An 18,846-nucleotide genomic window follows, 5' to 3' on the forward strand; every position below is an offset into this window, starting at 1 on the left:
CCTCCTCGTGGGCCCTTTGTCGTGTCCTCGTTGCTTGCCTTTGGTTTGCCGTCCGTCATGGCTGCGCACTTACGTTTCAGCATCGCAATGTGCCCGCTGCGGCCATAAGATCGGCCGCAAGACGGTCGCTGAAACTGCGGCGTGCGTGAGTATCAGGCGCTCACCGGCGCGCGCGCGTGACGCCGCCAAAGCGGATCGAATCGATAAGACGGCCGATACGGCGTTGCATCGCGCCCCGCTCGGATTCGCTCGACACGAGGTGTTCGCTCATGACGAACCGGATCAGCAGATCGCAGATCAGCTCGCGGTCGAGTTTGACACCCAGACGTTCGTCCCAGGCGTCGAATACCGGCGCCAGCAAGTCCTGAAAGCGCACCACAGCGTCGTGAAAGATGCGTTTGAAAAAGCGCAGCGCGAACTCTGGTGCCACCAGCAACATGCGCCGCGAATTGCCCGCATCGAGGTAGTCCTGCAGGTAGTTGATGACCACGTCGAAGCGCTCGTCCGGATCCTGATAGCGCACCAGCAGTTCAGCCAGCGTCTTATGGAAGTTCTCCCTCTTGTGGCGTGAAAACGCTTCGAGCAATTCGTCCTGCGAGGCGAAATAGCGGTAGAACGTGCCGCGCGATACGCCCGCGGTTTCGCACACTTCAAGAATCGAAATGCGGTCCGCGCCCGATTCCAGTACGACCTTTTCCGTGGCGTCAAAGATGTTGTCGATGGTCTGCTCGGAGCGGCGATTGCTGCGCCGGCGGCGCGGAGCCGCCGGTGCGGCAACGGCCCCGGCGGCAGGCGCAGCCGGCGCGCCTTGCACAGCAGGCGCGCGGCTCTTGCGTGCCTTCGGCGCGGGCGCCACCGACTGCGCCGCGCTCTTGCTGCTCTTCTCGGCGACGGCGCGTTTCTTCGCCGGCTGTTTGACAGCGACTTTTGACATGCCGGTTTTCAGTGAAGCGGTCTGTTTAGCCATAAGTTGTTCAGTTTTCAGAAAAGTGTGCGGGTTTCCCCGCAGATCGGGATCGGAATACAAACACTAGAATTCAATTCTGGGGTTAGAATTTGAGGGCGAGCTGCCCGGTTCATACCCGGTTCAATTTCAAAGAGGTTGATATGGCTGGTATGGGAAGAGCAGAGACGTGGTCGCTCGGCGAACAGGACACCGTTATCGCCGCACTCGAGCGCGCCGTCGCGGCGCATCCGGACCGGGTTCTGCTCGACTTTTCGGGCACGCTCTACACCTATGCGGACGTCGACCGTCTTTCCACGCGCCTTGCCCATTCGCTGGCGTCGCTCGGTATTCAGGCCGGGCAAACCGTCGTCACGATGCTCGACAACAATATCGACGCCGTGATCTCCTGGCTCGCGGTCAACAAACTCTGTGCCGTCAGCGTGCCGATCAATACGGCATTGCGCGGCGAATTCCTGCGCCATCAGATCGCCGATGCCGGCGCGCCGCTCGTGATCTGCGAAGCCGATTATCTCGAGCGGGTTGCTGCAGTCGCGGCGCAATTGTCCGAAGTGAAACAGGTGCTGTATCGCAGTGCCGAAGCGAGCGCGGCGGCCGTGACGGCCACCACCTGCGGACCCTTGCCGCTTGCGCCGCTCGACGCCCACCGTGGCCATGACGACACACCGTTCGAGCGCAAACCGAATCCGTGGGACCTCGCCAGCCTGATTTATACGTCCGGCACCACCGGGCCGTCCAAGGGCTGCATGATCAGCTACAACTTCATGTGCAATCTGGCACGCCTGCAATTGCGCGCCGGCCCCGCGAGCGCCAACGACGTGACGATCACACCGCTGCCGCTCTTTCACATGAACGCGCTGGCGGTGGGCATTCTGTCGAACATCCTGGTGGGCGCGCGCGTGGCCATCATTCCGCGTTTCTCGGTGTCCAATTTCTGGCCCGAAGTGGAGCGCAGCGGCGCGACCATCGCTTCGATTCTCGGTGGCATGGGCGGCCTGCTCGCCAATGCGTCGGATCACGAGGCGGCAAAGCGCTGCTTCGGCCAGATTCATACGGTACGCGGCAATCCGTTCACTGAAGAAAACAAGCAGGTGTGGCGCGAGCGCTTCGGCGCCAAACAGGTGGGCGGCAACGGCTACGGCCTCACCGAAGCGTGTGTGATCACCTCGCTGCCGGGTGGCGACTACGCGGCGCCCGGATCGTCCGGCAAGCGCATTGCCGACTTCGACGTGCGGATCGTCGACGATCTCGATCGCGAACTGCCAGCCAATACGCCGGGCGAAATCGTTTGCCGTCCGCTGCGACCGGACGTCATGTTCATGGGCTACTGGCGCCGTCCCGAGGAGACGCTGAAGCTGATGCGCAACATGTGGTTCCATACCGGAGATATAGGCAAGTTCGACGACGATGGATTCTTCTATTTCGTAGACCGCAAAAAAGACTATTTGCGCCGCCGCGGCGAAAATATTTCCAGCTTCGAGATGGAATCGGCCTTTGCACGCCACCCCGATATCGCCGAGGTCGCGGTCCATGCCGTGCCATCGGATAAAGGCGAGGACGATGTCAAAGTCACCGCCATTCTGAATCCGGGTGCCGCGCTAACCGCCGAAACCCTGTTCCACTGGGCCACCGACGCCGTTCCATATTACGCCCTGCCGCGCTACATCGAGTTTCGCGCGACCCTACCGAAAAACCCGCAAGGCCGCATTCTGAAGTACCAGCTGCGCGATGAGGGTAAGACGGCTTCCACCTGGGATATCGAGGCGACCGACATCAAGGTGGCCAAACGCTGACCGTGGTTTGTTTGGTTAGTGACTAGCCGTAAAGGGGCCCGCGGGGCCCCTTTACTTCATCTACGATCCGCTTTCGTACTCGGCCGCGTGCCCGTTGAATCGTTCAGTACTCGCGCACAGGCACATTGGCCGGCCGCGAGTTGTAGCCTGGCAGATGCAGCCCACCGTCCACGTGCAGCGTTTCGCCAGTGATGAAGCGCGACATCTCCGACGCAAGAAACACCGCTGCCGGTCCGATATCCTCTTCCGGATCGCCGCAACGGCCAAGCGGACGCGCCGCAGCCGAACGTTCGGCAAAGCCGGGGTTCTCCTCGGCCAGCTTGAAGAAGGTCGCGCCCATTGCGGTCGGCGCGATCGCGTTCACGGTGATATTGAAGCGCCCCCACTCCGAAGCCGCACTACGCGTCAACCCGACGATGCCCGACTTGGCGGTATTGTAATCGGCATGCAGCCACGCGCCGGTCTCAGTGTCGATCGAATAGAAGTTGACGATGCGGCCCCAGCGGCGCTCACGCATAGGCGGCATGACCGCACGCATCGCCCACCAGGTGGCCCATAGCGACGAGGTCAGGGTCTGCTGCAACATCTCGTCGGTCTTGTCTTCGAACAGCACGTTGGGCGTTGGAATAAAGGCGTTGTTCACGAGAATGTCGATGCTGCCGAAGTGCGCTACCGTGCTCTGCACGGCGGCCTCTATTGAAGCCTTGCTCGTCACGTCGGTCTTGACGAACAGCGCACGACCGCCGAGTTCCTTGATTTCGCGTTCAACCTGCAAGCCGGTCTTCTCGTCGATCTCGGCGATCACCACGGCCGCGCCTTGCCGCGCAAATGCCCGCGCAACGCCGCGGCCGATGCCGCCGCCGGCACCTGTGACGAGACTCACCCTCTCCCTAAGCAAAGCCATGCCGACGCCTCTTGTTTGTTGAACACAATTTGCTATATCGTACACTTTAAGAATAAAAGTGTCAGTATTTTGCAGGTCGAAATCGAGCTTCACTGCTGTTATCTACGCTGTTTTCGAGGGCTTTCTTCATGTTCAGGCGCCGCATCGTCATCCGCAGTCGCACCGAGACGTCACAGCGCATCACGCGCGCGGCACTCGAAGACGACTTTCATCACTTCCGTGTCGAAGTCGCGAGCGCGCATGGACAGGTGAGTTCCATCGAGGCCGCAGCGCCGCGCCGTCCCTATACACTGTGCGCGCAAGCCGCTGAACGATTGCAGGCGCTGGTCGGCATGGCACTCACGCAAACGGCCCACGAAGTGACTCGCATCACGGACGCCAGCGAACAATGCACGCATCTGTTCGAACTTTCCGGCCTGGCGATCGCCGCGGCTGCGCGCGGTACGCTGCGGCGTCAATACGACATCGAGGTGCCGATGCGGGTAAACGATCGCACCCATTCCAGGCTCGCGCGCGACGGCGTCACGTTACTCGAATGGAATGTTCTGGGCACGGTGATTCAGGGACCGCCGCCGTATGCCGGCATCGATCTGTATCACGGTATGGCACGCTGGGCGCTGACAACGCTATCGAGTGAGGAGGCCGAGGCGGCACTGGTGCTCAGACGCGCGACGGGCATCGCCAAAGGGCGTGGCATGAACCTCGACGCTCAGGTGCATGCGCGCCCCAGCGGTAACTGTTTTGCACAGCAGCCGGTGCGAGCCGACCAGGCGATTCGTATAGTCGGTTCCACGCTCGACTTTGCGACTCGCCCCGCCGACCTGTGCGCCCACGACGAAGCGTGGCTAGGCTTCGACGAATGAGCCACTAAAAATCGCAGACCATAAAAAAGCCCCCTTAAAAAACAGGGGGCAACTTCCTTGGCTCGCGAAGCCTCAAGAAACCACGGCGACTAAAGAAAGATCGCCAGATTCGGTGTGCCGAGCACGGCCTGGTCGAGAATGATCTCGCGGCGCGCCAGCTTGAACGTATCGCCGCTGCGGCGCAGTACGTCATGGCGCTCGCCGCTGATCAGATCCAGTTCATCGAAGTTGAAACGGCTGCGCGTGACCAGCAGATTGCTGCGCACCACATATTCGCCGGCCGCATCGCCCTCATATACCAGCACGTTGGTCACGAGCCGGCGCGTGCGCGACGGCGGGTCTTCGGCCCAGGCGCTCTTGGTGCCCGTGAGACGCATGATGCGGCCCATGATCGAACGATAGTTGTCGTGATAGTGCTGCATCGTCCGAATCACCGACGACGCGTGCTGCGCATACGGCCGCGTTTGCCGCAGCGGCGCCGCGTAGACGAGATCGGTGGCGAGCGTCGCGCCCCATTCTTCCAGACGAATCTCGTCGAGCAGCACCGCCTCGTCGTACAGGAACTCGACCACCGCGTTATATACGGCTGAACCGAGCGGCACGCGAGCGCGTTGCGGCGCTGCCGCCTGGTCTACAGCTTCTTTTACTTCGCTCATCACACTGTCTCCTTGAATGGCTTTGATTGGCGCGCGGCGCTCAACTTTCCGAGGTCATCAGTTCGCGCCAGTGCAGCCACCAGTGCCATTGCGTGTCGTCCTTCGTGAAGCCTTCGTTGACGATGCCCGGGCCCGGCCAGCCCGCGGGCGCGCCGGTTTCGTAGATCGCCTGATACTTGAGCGTCTGCTTCTTGCCCTGCGCGCCCTTCGCGGCGAGCGTCATGTGCGGCCATGTGTCGGAGTCGTCCTGTTCGACCATGCCCGACGTGCCGAACAACTGGATGGTTTGCTTGAGCATCTGCTCGCGCACCTCCGGCGGACAGTCTTTTTCCGCGAAGATCCAGTTGACGAATTCGAGCTTGTCCGGCCCGCGCGGAATATAGGCGTGCAGCGTGATCGAGCCGATCACCGAACCGTCGGCCTGCGGAATATAGAGGAAGCCGAACAACACGTTCGGGAACATGCCGCCCACTTGCGGCGGCATCGAGGTCTGTACCTGTAATTGGCCTTCGTTCAGATTGCGCTTGAGCTGGCTGACCATTTCCTTTGTCATGCCCGCGGGCGGCAGCACGTCGAGCTTCTGTTCGACCGTCAACTTATCCGGGTCGAGCCCAGTGAGACGACGAATCTTGCGGCCGAGGTCGATGCAACGCAGCGCGTGTCCGTGTGGCGAGCTGATTTCGACGCCATACATCTCCGGGCTCAGATCGCCGCCCTTTTCGTCCTTCTTCGAATACGCGCCCACTTCGCCGAGCCAGCGATGCAAGGTCAGCGTGTGATAACCGTCGCCCGACGACTGTTCGCCCGCCGCCTTCCAGTTGGCTCGCACAATGAAGCGCTGCGGCGGCCCGAGCACTTCGATGCCCTTGTCGCTGCGTTTGAACAGCATGTCGTAATACCACTTGGCATCGCCGAGAAATTCCTCGAACGACGGGCCATTCAGATTCCAGGTCGCGAAGATCAACCCACCGTACAGCGTCATTCGCGCCTTTTTCAGCGAGAGTTCGTCTTTAGTACGAATCTTGCCGTGCATGCATTCTTTCTCGACCGGCGCGCCGAGGAACTGGCCGTTCGGACGAAACGCCCAACCGTGGTAAATGCAGGTATGGATCTGCGTATTGCCAGCGTCCAGCGTGGAGACGCGCATGCCGCGGTGCGAGCAGACATTCAGCATGACGTGAATCTCGCCCGACTTGTCCCGCGTGACCAGCACCGAGTCCGACCCCATGTCGCGAACCATGAAGTCGCCAGAGTTCGGAATTTCGCTTTCATGGCCGAGCAACAGCCACGTCTTGCCGAAAATCCGCTCCATCTCCAGTTCGTACAGTTCGGGGTCCGAGAGCGTGCGCATTTGCACCTCCCGCGTTTCGACGTTCACCAGATCAGCGACCTTGATGCCGTCCGCCAGTGTGGGACTGGTCTGCGTCAACATGCTTGTCTCCTTGACTTACCCTTCGTGGGGTTGAATTGTTAATATAAACACTTTTACGATCTGTGTACATATTTTGAGTTTTTGCTCCGGATAATCCCCTAGGGGTGCGAAGCGGGCACGTTCATGCCTGCCCGCACCCGGTTTTCCCCACGAGGCAGCAAACCATGTCGTTAAGTTCAGGAAGCGGTCCAGCCCTTCGGCACGCGCGCCCTGTCGATCTTCGCCAGATCGCAGATCGCGTCGGCGATGCCGGAAAAATCGATGCGGCCATACTCGCTGGCCCGGGCCAGACTGAACGACTCGAACACGGCCGCCGCCACCGGCATCGGCACTTTCGCCGCGTGCGCGGCGCCCAGCACCAGCGCCATGTCCTTGTGCGCGAGGTCGATCGTGAAGCCCGGCGTGGTGTCGCCCGCGAGCACCTTGTTGGGGAAGTTCATCCGCAGTTGGCCATTGCTCGCCGAGGTGCCGTAGAGCACCTGCAAAGTCTTCGTGATGTCGAGGCCGAAGCGTTGCGACAAAGCAAGCGCCTCCGCGTTCACCTGGCACAGCGTAACGGCCACGTAGTTGTTGACCAGCTTGGTGCGCCCACCGGTGCCGACGGCGCCGCAGTGATAGACGGTGGTGCCCATCGCGTCGAGCAAGGGTTTGACGCGGGCGAAATCCGCGTCGCTCGCCCCTACCATGAAGAGCGATTCCCCGCGGTCCGCATGCTCGGCGAGACGGCCCACCGGTGCGTCGACCACCGAGAGACCATGCTCGCGCGCTCGCGCTTCCAGGCGGTCGGTGGCGAGCGGATCGATTGTGCTCATGTCGAGCAATACGCTGCCGCGCGCGGCGTTGGCAAAGATGCCGTCCGTGCCCAGCGCAACCTGCTCCACTTCCACCGAACTCGGCAGCATTGTCACGACGATCGAACAATCGCGTGCGATCTGCGCGACACTCTCGCCGGCCCGCGCACCCAACTCCACCAGTTCCGCCACGGCTGCACGGTTCAAATCCATCACGACCAACTCGAAGCCCTGCTTGCGCAGATTGGCCGCCATCGGCTTGCCCATGCGGCCGAGGCCGATAAATCCGATCTTTTCCATCATTCAGGTCCTGTTGTCGTCCATCGTTGTCCGAGTTGCCGGGCCGGTTCAGTAACCGACGTAGGCCGTTTTACTGTTCGTGTAAAAATCCACCGCGTAAGTGCCCTGCTCACGCTGACCGTAGCTCGATGCCTTGGTGCCGCCGAACGGCACGTGATAGTCGAGGCCCGCAGTCGGCAGGTTGATCATCGCGAGGCCGCTTCTGACGTGCTGGCGGAAGTGGCTCGCATATTTGTGCGACGTCGTGCAGATGCCCGCCGAGAGGCCGTACTCGGTGTCGTTGGCGAGCGCCAGCGCTTCGTCGTAATCGGCTGCGCGAATGACCGTCGCGAACGGACCGAATACTTCCTCGCGATTGACGCGCATGCTGGTCGAGGTCTCGGTCATCAACGCCGGCTGCATGAAGAAGCCGGGCGTACCGGCTTGCAGCAACTGGCCGCCTTCGACCAGTTCCGCGCCTTCGTCGCGCCCGGTCTGGATATAGCCTTGCACCATGTCCAGTTGACGCTGATTGATGAGCGGACCGATGTCCGTGCCCGCAGTCAGTGCGTGGCCGATCTTCAGCGAGCGCATGCGATTGCGCAGCGCGTCGACGAAACGGTCGTGGATCGCCTCCGTCACGATCAGGCGGCTCGATGCGGTGCAACGCTGTCCCGCCGAAAAGAACGAACCGTTGAGCGCGCATTCGACTGCGACGCCAAGGTCCGCGTCGTCGAGCACCACCAGCGGATTCTTGCCGCCCATTTCCAGCTGAACGCGCACCATGTTGGCAATCGCGCTCTGCGCAAGACCTCGACCAGTGCGCACGCTGCCGGTGAAACTCAGCGCGTCGACACCTTCTACAAGCGCCTCACCGGCATCCGCGCCGCGTCCGTTGATCAGATTCGCGACGCCGGCCGGCAAGCCGTTGCGCTCCAGCACGCGAAACAGTTCCCACGCCACCCCGGGCGTTTCCTCCGAAGGCTTGAGCACCGCGGTGTTGCCGAACGCGAGTGCGGGCGCGAGTTTCCACGCGGCAATGGCAATGGGAAAATTCCACGGCGTGATCAACGCGACGACGCCCACCGGATCGCGGCTGATCTGCACGTTGATGTTCGGACGCACCGACGGCAGATTCTCGCCGCCATAACGCACGGCTTCGCCGGCGAAGAACTGAAAGATCTGGCTGGCGCGCAACACTTCGCCGATACCTTCAGCGCGCGTCTTGCCCGCTTCGCGCGAGACCAGTTCGCCGATTTCCTCTTTACGGGCGGCGAGTTCGATCGAGGTCTTCAGCAAAAGATCGCTGCGCACCTGGGTTGTCGTGGCACTCCACGCCGGTTGCGCCGCGCGTGCCGCAGCGACCGCCTCGCGCATTTGCGTCGCATCCGCGAGCGCGTAATGCCCGATGCTTTCACGCGTATCCGACGGATTGATGCTCTCGATCGAACTCGATCCTTCGCGCCATTCCCCGCCGATGAGGTTGGGCTTCACTGTCATGTGGCTTGTCTCCGATATGCGCAGCATTCGCGTAAACGCTCTGCTCAACGCGATGGTGTTTTGGCAGGGAGTCATCTTAGGATTGCGTGCAATTCGTTGTCGAATGACAAAAACTGATCGGCGTATTACGCACTGACATGCGTGTTCGCCGGTTGTATGCAGCATGTGTTTGAACTACTGGACTTGCTATGGATATCCGTCAGATTCGCACTTTCCTCGCGATCGCCGACACAGGCAGTGCGACGCGCGCCGCCGAATTGCTGCATATCGTTCAGCCCGCCGTATCGCGGCAATTGAAGTTGCTCGAGGACGACGTAGGCGCACCGTTGTTCGAACGGGATCGCCGCGGCATGCAGTTGACCGAAGCGGGTCATATCCTGCTCGATCGCGCGCGACGAGCATTGCGTGAATTGGAGTCGGCACAACAGGAGATCCGGCCGACGCCTGGACTCGTGTCCGGCGCGGTGAGCTTAGGCCTGCTGCCTAGTAGCTGCGAATTGCTGACCGCGCCGCTGGTAGGCGCTTTACAGCGGGCATTTCCGCAGATACGGGTTTCGCTGTCAGTGGGTTATACCGACCATCTACTGCGCTGGCTCGAAAGTGGCGAGATCGACGCCGCGCTGCTTTACGACCCGGCGGCTTCGCCGGCTCTGGATATCAAGCCCTTGGTCGAAGAGTCGCTGAGCCTTGTCGGGTTGGCGTCGATTGGCTTGAGCGACGACTATCCGGTTTCCGTCGCGGCACTTGGAGAAGCACCACTGGTTCTGCCGAGTGCCCCGCATCGGCTGCGCAGTCTCGTCGAACATGCCTGTGCAGTGGCCGGAGTCGGGATCACCTTCGCTGCCGAGACCAACGCTTTGAGTGTGCAGAAAGCGTTAGTTGCGCAGGGATACGGCGCGACGGTGATGCCTCGTGTTGCCGTTCAGCAGGAGATCGAGCGTGGGGTGTTCAGCGCTGCGCGGATCGACGGTGAAGCCTTTTTAAGGCGGATTTATCTGGCGATCCCGACGACGAGAAGGTCGTCCACAGCGGTTAGATGCGCGACCACCGTACTGCAGAACTGCGTGAGAGAAATCGCTTGCAGCGGCGCGTGGGAAGGCGCGCGGTGGATCGGACCCAGCCATACCCCGGACTGATCGAAGCATCAACTTTTGTGATTCGACATGCCGCCGATGCGGCTCCTAGAATCCCTTAGCCGCGGATGCGCCGCCAGGAGACACGACACCGTGTGCGCACATCCGCGATATCCGCCCTTTGGCCAAGAGAACTCCAATGACCTCACTCGCCGATCAACTGGCCACCTGCAACACGCCCGGCCTTTTTGATGTCCTGCGCATTCACGGCCTGCCCGTCCACGAACTGCCGCGCGATATCAAAGGCCTCGCGTCCAATATGAAAATCGCCGGGCCGGTATTTACCGTGACCGGCCGCTCCGACCCGACCATCTCGGTGAGCGAGTCGCTCGAATTGTTCATTTCCAAAGTGCTTTCAGGCGCGCCGCGCGACCACGTTGTCGTGTGCCAGCCGCATGACCATGCGCGCTCGGCAATGGGCGATCTCGCCGCCGAGGCCCTCAAACAGCGGGGCATCCGCGGTTATTACATCGACGGCGGTTCACGCGATGCGGACGAAATCGAGGCCATCGGCTTTCCGGTCTTTGCCCGCTATACCAGCCCGATCGACATCGTCGGCAGTTGGCGGCTGGAGGCCACCGATGTTCCGGTGGTCATTGGCGGCGTGACGGTGTCGCCTGGGGATTACGTTCTCGGCGATCGCGATGGCACGCTGCTGATCGAGCGTGAACACGCAGAGTTCGTTATCACCGAAACGGTCAAGACAATGAGCACGGATTCGCGCATGCGCACCGCGATCCGCAGCGGCCGCGATCCGTATGACGCCTTCCTCGAGTTCGGCAAGCTGTAGCACAACCTCAGGAGACCCCCGTGAAAATCGCCCGCTATCAATTGCATGATGCCGTCCACTACGGCGTGCTCGAAGGCGAGCATCTGGAGCGCCTGAGCGGCTCGCCCTTCGACGGCATTACGCCGGTCGGCCAGACGGATGCGCTCGCCGATGCGACGCTCCTCTGCCCGCTGCCCGCCCCGCGATTGTTCGCCGTGGGCATGAACTACATCGGTCATATCGCCGAGGCCGGCGCGAAGACACCCGAGATTCCGCAGTTCTTCATGATGCCGAGTACGGCGGCGATCGGCCCGGATGAAGCTATCGTGCGGCCACGCGAGGCCCAGATGGTTCATCACGAGGCAGAGCTGGCCATCGTAATCGGCAAAAAGGGCCGCCGTATCGATGCCGCCAATGCGCTCGACTACGTGTTCGGCTACACCTGCGCCAACGACGTAAGCGAACGCGTGATCCAGAACCGCGAAATGGGCTACGGGTGTTTGCTGGTCGGCAAGGCCTTCGATACCTTTTGCCCGCTTGGGCCCGTCATCGCCACGGGACTCGGCGCCGGAGATCTACGTGTGCAGTCGAGCGTCAACGGAACGAAGCGCCAGGACGGCAACACGTCGGATCTGCTCTTCTCTGTGCCCTTCATCGTCTCCTATCTGAGTCAGGCGGTCACCCTGCTGCCCGGCGACGTGATTCTCACCGGCACGCCATCGGGCGTCGGCCCGCTGAATGGCGGCGATATCTGCGAGATCACGATCGAAGGCATCGGCACGCTGAGCAACCCGGTCGTCGACGAAGCCGCTTGAACGGCTCACCTCAGCGCCCTCTTTCGAAACAGGAATCGACATGCAACGCTACGCACATTACATCGACGGCGAGGATTCGCTGCCCCAGAGCCAACGTTGGTTCGAGTCGTATAACCCCTATACCGGCGACGTCTGGGCGGAAATCGCGGAAGGCTCCGCCGTCGATGCCGATCTGGCCGTTCAGGCCGCGCACCGCGCCTTCACGAGCGGCGCGTGGCCGCAATTGACCGCGACGCAACGCGGCGAGCTGTTGCGCCGTCTGGGCGATCTGATCGCACGCGACGCGCAAAAACTCGCGGCCACTGAAGTGCGCGACAACGGCAAGCTGTTTGCCGAAATGGCCGGGCAACTGAACTACATTCCACAGTGGTTCTATTACTTCGGCGGTCTCGCGGACAAGATCGAAGGCAGCGTGATTCCGCTCGATAAAAAGGGCTTTTTCAACTTTACGCGCCATGAACCGCTCGGCGTAGTCGCCGCGATCACGCCGTGGAACTCGCCATTGCTGCTCACGGCATGGAAGATTGCACCGGCGCTCGCGGCGGGTTGCACGGTCGTGATCAAACCATCCGAATTCACTTCGGCGTCCACGCTGGAATTCGTCAAGCTGTTTGCGGAAGCCGGGTTTCCACCCGGGGTGGTCAACGTCGTGACGGGTTTCGGACGCGATGTCGGCGCGGCGCTCGTCGAGCATCCGCTGGTGCGCAAGATCACCTTCACCGGCGCGGACAGCACCGGCCGCGCGATCAACGAGACCGCCGCGCGTCACTTCAAACACGTGAGTCTGGAGTTGGGCGGCAAGTCACCGAACATTGTCTTCGCCGACGCGAATCTCGGCGACGCCGTGAACGGCGCGGTCGCCGGCATCTTTGCCGCGACGGGGCAAACCTGCATTGCAGGTTCACGGTTACTGCTGCAGGACTCGATCTACGACACATTCGTCGAGCGACTGTTGAAGCTCGCTCGCACCGCGCGCATGGGCGATCCGATGTCGCCCGATACGCAGATCGGCCCGATCACCACGCGCCCGCAATACGACAAGGTGCTCCGCTACATCGATACCGCACGGAGCGAAGGCGCCACGCTTCTGCTTGGTGGCAGCGCCGGCACGCGACCCGAATGCGGACGCGGCTGGTTCGTCGAGCCGACTATTTTCGGCGACGTCGACAACGGCATGCGCATCGCCCAGGAAGAGGTGTTCGGCCCGGTCCTCTCGATCATTCGCTTCACGGACGAAGACGACGCGCTGCGCATTGCCAATGACGTGCGCTTCGGACTTGGGTCAGGCGTCTGGACATCCGACATTGGCCGCGCGTTCCGCGTGTCGGAGCGGCTGCAAGCGGGCACGGTGTGGGTCAATGCCTATCGCGCGGTCAGCTTCATGTCGCCCTTCGGCGGTTATAAAGACTCGGGCCTTGGGCGCGAGAACGGCGCCCAGGCAATCCACGAGTACTTGCAAACCAAAAGCGTGTGGATCAACACGGGTGCAGGCAGCGCCAATCCGTTCGTGATGCGTTGAGGGCGTATGGCGCCGCCTGCGTCCATGCCAAAAGCTGATAACACCAGCAACCTTTGTTATTGGCGCGGCACCCGCCTCTCACCCTAGCATAGCGTTACTCATTTACGGATGCACGAGGAGACATGAGCACAACCGAGTCGCCAGTATCGAACTGGCAAGAGAACATTTTCTCCATTTTGAAGAGCGGCGGCGTGCGCCAGGTCGCTTATGTGCCGGATGCCGGCCATGCGCACGTGATTCGCCGCGTCCAGCAGGATCCGCAGATGCGCGACATCGTGCTCACCACCGAAGAGGAAGGCGTCGCGCTCACGAGCGGCGCATGGCTCGGCGGCCAACGCGCGGTGCTGCTGATGCAAAGCAGCGGCGTGGGCAATTGCGTGAACATGTTCTCGCTCTTGCAGAGCTGTCGCTTCCCGTTTCTGACGCTGGTGACGATGCGCGGCGAGTATGCGGAGTTCAACCCCTGGCAATGCCCGATGGGCCAGGCCACCCAGGCGGCGCTTGAACTGATGGGGATCACCGTGCTTCGCGCCTCCACGCCGGAAGAAGTCGAAGACATGGTGTCCGCCGGACTCGACGCTGCCTTCGAGGGCGGTCAGCAAGTTGCCGTGCTGCTGTCGCAGCGCCTGATCGGACGCAAAAAGTGGGAGCACAAATGAACGCCTCGTCTTCGACCTCTTCCTCCGCGTCGATCGATCGACGCGAATTCGTCGCGCGTCTGCTCGCGCTGTGCCCGGACGCGCTGGTGGTGACGGGTCTCGGTTCGCCTACTTACGACGTCTTCGCCTCCGGCGACTCGGACCGTTACTTCTATCTGTGGGGCGCGATGGGCGGCTCGACCTCCATCGCGTTGGGTCTCGCACTCGCGCAACCCGAGCGCCCCGTGCTGGCGATAACCGGCGACGGCGAACAGTTGATGGGTGTCGGCAGTCTCGCGACCGCCGGCGCACAACAGCCACCGAATCTGTCCTTAGTCGTGCTCGACAATGGTCACTTCGGCGAGACTGGCATGCAGCGTAGCCACAGCAGTCTTGGCACCAGGCTCGCACAGGTGGCGCGCGCATGTGGCATCGAACAGGCCGCCGAAATCCACTCGCTCGACGGTGTCGACGCGTTGGCCGCCCGGATCAATGCGCGAGCCGGCCTTAACTTCGCGCAGGTGCACATCAAAGCGGACGAGTTTCCGCGCGCGTTGCCCTCACGCGATGGTGTCTTCGTGAAGAATCGTTTCCGTCACGCACTCGGATTCGCTCCGCTGTGATCACGCCATGACGCCTTCCACAACGACTCCACGGTCCACCGAACTTGAAGCGCAATACAACATGCGCCTGCTGCGCCCCGATTTCGAGGCCAGCCTGCTGCCGGAATGGTTGACACGTTCAGCCGCCTTCAGGCGCTTGCCCGGCGCGCAACTGGATGTGGCGTACGGTCCGGGCGAACGGGATCGTCTGGACTACTTTCCCGCCGCGTCCGCTGATGCGCCGCTGCTGATCTTCTTTCACGGCGGCTTCTGGCAACGTGGCGACAAGTCAGTGTACAGCTTCGTGGCCGAACCGTTCGTGGCCGAAGATGTATCGGTCGTGCTGGTGAATTACACACTGTGCCCGGCGGTTTCGGTCGAAGAAATCGTCGCCCAGTCGCAGCGGGCCGTGGCGTGGCTATGGCGTCACGCCGGCGAACTCGAATGCTCGCGCGAGCGCTGGTTCGTCAGCGGCCATTCGGCGGGCGGCCATCTGGCCGCGCGAATCATGGCCACGCACTGGGATACCCTCGGCGATGATTTGCCAAAGCAGATGCTCACCGGCGCGATCCTGATCTCGGCATTGTTCGACCTGGAGCCGCTGTGCGAGACCTCGATCAACGAAGGCTTGCGGCTCGACCGTGAGCAGGCACGCGCCGTGAGCGCGCTCCGGCATCCGCCCGCGACCGACGCGCGGCAGCTGATCGCGGTGGGCGGCGCCGAAACACCGGCGTTTCATCAGCAGGCCCGCGCTTACGAAATGGCATTCGCCAATGCGCAGCGTTTCATGCCACATTATCGGATCGACGACTGCGATCATTTCGACGTGGTACAGGCCTTCGCGAACCGCACTCATCCATTCTTCGAACTCTGCCGCGAGTTCATCCGCTCGCGTTAGCGAAGTGCGCGGGCGTCATGCCCGCCCACTCTCCTCATTCGCTTTCGCCCGCGGAACCGTGTCAATCCACCATGCCAAGCAGCGCGCGGATATCGCGTCCCGGTTCCGCGTCCGATCCGTAGGAGAAGTCGCCGCGCGCCTGCCGTTGCACCAGTTGATCCATCAGGAAGCGATAGCGCGTACCCGGTGCGTCGAAACGCGAATGCAGATCGAGTCGATCGTCCGGATCGAAATAGCGCTCGTTCTGCGGCCGGATCACCGAGTTGTCCTGCGGCTGGATCACGAACGCGATTCGCGGCATCACGTAGCGCAACGGAATCGGCGCCGCTGTCGTATTGAAGGTGACGTCACAGCGTGAGCGATGGCGGCCTACCGGCACGAAAGGTTGCAGATTCGGCACGTCGTAGCCGGGCCGGAAACGTGGGTAGGAAATGCACACGTTGCTGCGCAAATGCACGTGCAGCACCGCACGAAAATCCTGGTACTTCGCACGCACGCCGCCGACCCATCGCATGATCGGCGCGACTGACTTCTGCGTAACGATGCGGGTGCGCGTGACCGTCTCCGAAGTCCATTCCGTTTCGACGATGTCGGACTCGGAGTTCCCGTCGCCAATCGTGTTCGCATGCAGAAAGTCGGCGTGCGTGAGATCGATCAGATTTTCGATCGAGAGTGCCGAGGTCGAATCGAAGCGCACCGTGCGTTGCGTATAGCCGGGCAAGCTGCCGTCGAGCGGCAGAAACGGGATGTGCGGCAGCAATTGCGCATCGGCGCGATCCGGATTGCCGTACCACGCCCAGATATAGCCGTAGCGCTCGACCACGGGATAGCAAGCCGAGCCGCCAGTGAACGCGCGGGCCTGTGCACGACGCTGTTCCAGTTGCTCGGGACGGAACTCGGCGGCGAACGGCTTACCCGTGTGGTCCCGCCACAGAAAATACGGCTGCGAATGGACGATGCGGCGAATCGGCTTTTCCGTCACGTCGCGGCTATGTGAAACGGGGAACCAGGCGTCGCGCAGATCGTAGTTGAGTGGTGTCCAGTCGCGGCGCGCGGATCTCGATGGTGTGACAGCGGGGTTGCCGGCGGTATTGGCCACGTCGGCGGCGAGTGTTTCGGTAACGGCATTCATCGTGCGATGCTCCTTGTCGAAATGGAAGGCCACTCAGGCTGCCTCGCTCAGCGGTGGACGCCGCGCCGCGCGTGCCGTGGCCAGATCACGCGACGGCGCCACCAGCAACGCAGCCAACGCGGCACCGCCGATCTTTCGATGGATCCGGAACGGCGCGCGTGCGCGAAGCCGCGCGAGATACCAGCGCAGCGGCGCACCGCCAACGCGCCTGTCGTGTCTGAAGCCGCGCCAGCACAGGCTGGTGGTGCCGCGCCGATTGGCACTGGAGGCGATACACATAGTCACGAGCGGCGCTTCGTCCGCGTCCAGCAGTTCGACGCGGATCGTGCCGCCTTCGAGCGGCACCGCCGTGCGCACGATCAGCGGATGATCCACAACGAAAGCCGGCGGCAACATCCGCGACTTCCACACCGCGCCGCGATCGACCACGAGATGTCCTGCTTCCACGCGGGGATCGCCGAGGAAGAAATCGGTCATGCGCACGCTGGCGAATTCAAGCAGACATTCGGGGCCATCGAGCATCGCAGCGAGATACTCGTCGTGCGCGATATTGACGACCGCCGTGCCGCTGAACTCGGCGCCTCGCGGCTGATAGTCCGCACCCGGCAACGGCGAGTCGGCGGGATTCCCCTCGCCTAGCCATACGTGCACGAAGCCGCCACTTTCAGCAACCCGATAAGCCCGCGCGCCATACCGCGACGGAACGCGCTCATCCTCGCGCAGATTCGGAATCTCGGTGCACATGCCGGTCGTGCCGTTGAAGGTCCAGCCGTGATAGCCGCATTGCAGACCCTTCGGCGTGACCGTGCCGAGTGCAAGCGGCACGCGCCGATGCGGACACCGGTCCTCAAGCGCGCACAATTCGCCAGCCGCATTGCGGAACAGCACGAGTGCCTCACCGTTGCACACCACCGCGAGCGGCTTCTCGCCGTTCACCGATTCGCGAAGGCTCGCCGTCCACCAGTTGCCTGTCGTCATGCGCGTGTCTCCGTCTTTTTTATCGAGGCTCGCCGGTAGATGCAACAGGGCATCGCACCGGCTCGCGTTACAGACTTCCTTGCGCGTCGCGTGTTTCCCCGCGCTATCGCTTCAGGCGGCCACCTGCTCGCTAACGTCGAGCTTCAGCAACTTAATGGCGTTGCCGCTGCGGATCTTCTCGCGATCCGTCTCCGATAGTCCGAGCCCCTCGGTCAGATCACCGTGGTCATAGGCGCCCCCGAAATTCGTGCCGTACACCAGGTTGTCCACGCCGACCACCTCCACCACGCCGCGGCGCAAACCGCTTGCATGCACATCGAGGTCGAAGAAAAAATTCGGCAGATAGTCCATTACCGGACGCTTGTTGCGCGAGTCCGGCGCCATCACGCGGTTGAGATCGTTCAGGCGTCCAAGCTGGAAAATCGCCATGCCGCCGGCGTGCGTGATGTAGGTCTTCAAGCCAGGGAACGTATCGAGCGCACCGCCGTTGATCAGATTCCAGAAGAACAGCGTTTCATCGAAACAGTCGCCGACGATCGAGGTGGTCTCGAACTTATCGTCGGTATGCTTTTCGCCCCAGTAAATGGACTGGTTGAAACCGTGCACCATGATCGGCGCGTCGAGTTTTTCGAGTTGCTCCCACACCGGGAACAGTTCCTCGCTGTGCGCTTCAAGACCATTGAAATTGGCGCCGCCCACGCACACGCCCTTGGCACCGAGTTGCGTCACCGCGCGCTCGATTTCGCGTGCAGCTTCTGCCGGGTTGGCGAGGTTTGCATGAGCCCAGAACGCGAAGTGATCCGGATCCTTTGCACAGAACGCGGACAGTTCATCATTGCAGATACGCGCGTATTCGTCGCCGAATTCGCCGGCCCAATACATGAACGCGTGCGACGGCGTGGACAGCACCAGCTTGTCGACGCCGCGCTCCGTCATCAGCTTGCGGCGCGCGTCATGCGTCATGCGCGCGAGCAGGTTTGCTTCGGCTTCGTCGTCGTCGCGCGCTTTCGACGGTTGCGTCGTGCCGAGCGAAAAATGACCGACGGTCAGTCCTTTGGTCTTCATGAAGGGGCCCCAGAACTCATGGCGCTTAAGCATCGCGGGGGTGAAAAGATGGGCGTGGACGTCGATCAGCATGGGTCTTTCTCCTGTATGGCGGGGTATCGCGGTGTACGGCCGT

Annotated in this window: 18 protein-coding genes; 9 read left to right on the top strand and 9 right to left on the bottom strand. The window is 62.0% G+C overall.

Annotated elements, in window-relative coordinates; genetic code table 11:
- Window positions 1-160: 160 nt before the first annotated feature.
- Window positions 161-934, bottom strand: coding sequence for a TetR/AcrR family transcriptional regulator (locus HF916_RS22810; RefSeq protein ID WP_240975472.1), 774 nt, complete (start codon window positions 932-934; stop codon window positions 161-163).
- Window positions 935-1,107: 173 nt separating this feature from the next.
- On the opposite strand from HF916_RS22810, the gene HF916_RS22815 reads away from it, so the two are divergent.
- Window positions 1,108-2,757: an ATP-dependent acyl-CoA ligase gene (locus HF916_RS22815; protein ID WP_168791062.1), complete on the top strand. Its 1,650-nt coding sequence runs from the start codon at window positions 1,108-1,110 to the stop codon at window positions 2,755-2,757.
- Between the two features lie 103 nt (window positions 2,758-2,860).
- Here HF916_RS22815 and HF916_RS22820 read toward each other — a convergent pair whose 3' ends face one another.
- Window positions 2,861-3,661: an SDR family NAD(P)-dependent oxidoreductase gene (locus tag HF916_RS22820; RefSeq protein WP_168791063.1), complete on the bottom strand. Its 801-nt coding sequence runs from the start codon at window positions 3,659-3,661 to the stop codon at window positions 2,861-2,863.
- 128 nt (window positions 3,662-3,789) lie between these two features.
- On the opposite strand from HF916_RS22820, the gene HF916_RS22825 reads away from it, so the two are divergent.
- Complete coding sequence (locus HF916_RS22825) at window positions 3,790-4,524, top strand: DUF2889 domain-containing protein (RefSeq protein WP_168791064.1); 735 nt, start codon at window positions 3,790-3,792, stop codon at window positions 4,522-4,524.
- A gap of 89 nt (window positions 4,525-4,613) precedes the next feature.
- On the opposite strand, the gene HF916_RS22830 is transcribed toward HF916_RS22825, so the two are convergent.
- The 4 genes from HF916_RS22830 to HF916_RS22845 all read right to left on the bottom strand — a co-directional run bounded on the left by HF916_RS22830 (window position 4,614) and on the right by HF916_RS22845 (window position 9,182).
- Window positions 4,614-5,180, bottom strand: coding sequence for a 3-phenylpropionate/cinnamic acid dioxygenase subunit beta (locus HF916_RS22830; RefSeq protein WP_168791065.1), 567 nt, complete (start codon window positions 5,178-5,180; stop codon window positions 4,614-4,616).
- Window positions 5,181-5,220: 40 nt separating this feature from the next.
- Entirely contained in the window at window positions 5,221-6,612 is a 1,392-nt protein-coding gene (locus HF916_RS22835) for an aromatic ring-hydroxylating dioxygenase subunit alpha (RefSeq protein ID WP_168791066.1), read from the bottom strand.
- 176 nt (window positions 6,613-6,788) lie between these two features.
- Window positions 6,789-7,703, bottom strand: a complete 915-nt coding sequence (locus HF916_RS22840) for an NAD(P)-dependent oxidoreductase (protein WP_168791067.1) — start codon at window positions 7,701-7,703, stop codon at window positions 6,789-6,791.
- 48 nt (window positions 7,704-7,751) lie between these two features.
- Complete coding sequence (locus HF916_RS22845; RefSeq protein WP_168791068.1) at window positions 7,752-9,182, bottom strand: aldehyde dehydrogenase family protein; 1,431 nt, start codon at window positions 9,180-9,182, stop codon at window positions 7,752-7,754.
- Between the two features lie 188 nt (window positions 9,183-9,370).
- Between HF916_RS22845 and HF916_RS22850 the strand changes: the two genes are divergently transcribed.
- The 7 genes from HF916_RS22850 (at window position 9,371) to HF916_RS22880 (ending at window position 15,556) form a co-directional block, all read left to right on the top strand.
- Window positions 9,371-10,318 (top strand): LysR family transcriptional regulator, encoded by a 948-nt coding sequence (locus HF916_RS22850; RefSeq protein ID WP_168791069.1) that lies wholly within the window; start codon window positions 9,371-9,373, stop codon window positions 10,316-10,318.
- Between the two features lie 136 nt (window positions 10,319-10,454).
- Entirely contained in the window at window positions 10,455-11,105 is a 651-nt protein-coding gene (locus HF916_RS22855) for an RraA family protein (RefSeq protein ID WP_168791070.1), read from the top strand.
- A 20-nt stretch (window positions 11,106-11,125) separates the two neighbouring features.
- Complete coding sequence (locus HF916_RS22860; RefSeq protein ID WP_168791071.1) at window positions 11,126-11,899, top strand: fumarylacetoacetate hydrolase family protein; 774 nt, start codon at window positions 11,126-11,128, stop codon at window positions 11,897-11,899.
- A 40-nt stretch (window positions 11,900-11,939) separates the two neighbouring features.
- Complete coding sequence (locus HF916_RS22865) at window positions 11,940-13,418, top strand: aldehyde dehydrogenase (protein ID WP_168791072.1); 1,479 nt, start codon at window positions 11,940-11,942, stop codon at window positions 13,416-13,418.
- A gap of 122 nt (window positions 13,419-13,540) precedes the next feature.
- Window positions 13,541-14,077 carry a thiamine pyrophosphate-binding protein gene (locus tag HF916_RS22870; RefSeq protein WP_168791073.1) on the top strand — a complete coding sequence of 179 codons (537 nt, stop codon included), beginning with the start codon at window positions 13,541-13,543 and terminating at the stop codon, window positions 14,075-14,077.
- Complete coding sequence (locus HF916_RS22875; RefSeq protein ID WP_168791074.1) at window positions 14,074-14,679, top strand: thiamine pyrophosphate-dependent enzyme; 606 nt, start codon at window positions 14,074-14,076, stop codon at window positions 14,677-14,679. Before HF916_RS22870 ends, HF916_RS22875 begins: the two co-directional genes overlap by 4 nt.
- A 7-nt stretch (window positions 14,680-14,686) precedes the next feature.
- Window positions 14,687-15,556: an alpha/beta hydrolase gene (locus HF916_RS22880; protein WP_168791075.1), complete on the top strand. Its 870-nt coding sequence runs from the start codon at window positions 14,687-14,689 to the stop codon at window positions 15,554-15,556.
- Between the two features lie 61 nt (window positions 15,557-15,617).
- On the opposite strand, the gene HF916_RS22885 is transcribed toward HF916_RS22880, so the two are convergent.
- From HF916_RS22885 to HF916_RS22895, 3 genes are all read right to left on the bottom strand, one after another.
- On the bottom strand, window positions 15,618-16,688 hold the full coding sequence (locus tag HF916_RS22885; protein ID WP_240975473.1) for an oxygenase: 1,071 nt from the start codon (window positions 16,686-16,688) through the stop codon (window positions 15,618-15,620).
- A gap of 33 nt (window positions 16,689-16,721) precedes the next feature.
- Window positions 16,722-17,666 carry a Rieske 2Fe-2S domain-containing protein gene (locus HF916_RS22890; RefSeq protein WP_168791076.1) on the bottom strand — a complete coding sequence of 315 codons (945 nt, stop codon included), beginning with the start codon at window positions 17,664-17,666 and terminating at the stop codon, window positions 16,722-16,724.
- Between the two features lie 111 nt (window positions 17,667-17,777).
- A complete protein-coding gene (locus tag HF916_RS22895; RefSeq protein ID WP_168791077.1) occupies window positions 17,778-18,803 on the bottom strand; it encodes an amidohydrolase family protein in 1,026 nt (341 codons plus the stop codon).
- Window positions 18,804-18,846 lie beyond the last annotated feature (43 nt).

The sequence above is a fragment of the Paraburkholderia aromaticivorans genome, assembly GCF_012689525.1.
In the GTDB taxonomy this organism is placed as follows: Bacteria; Pseudomonadota; Gammaproteobacteria; order Burkholderiales; family Burkholderiaceae; genus Paraburkholderia; species Paraburkholderia aromaticivorans_A.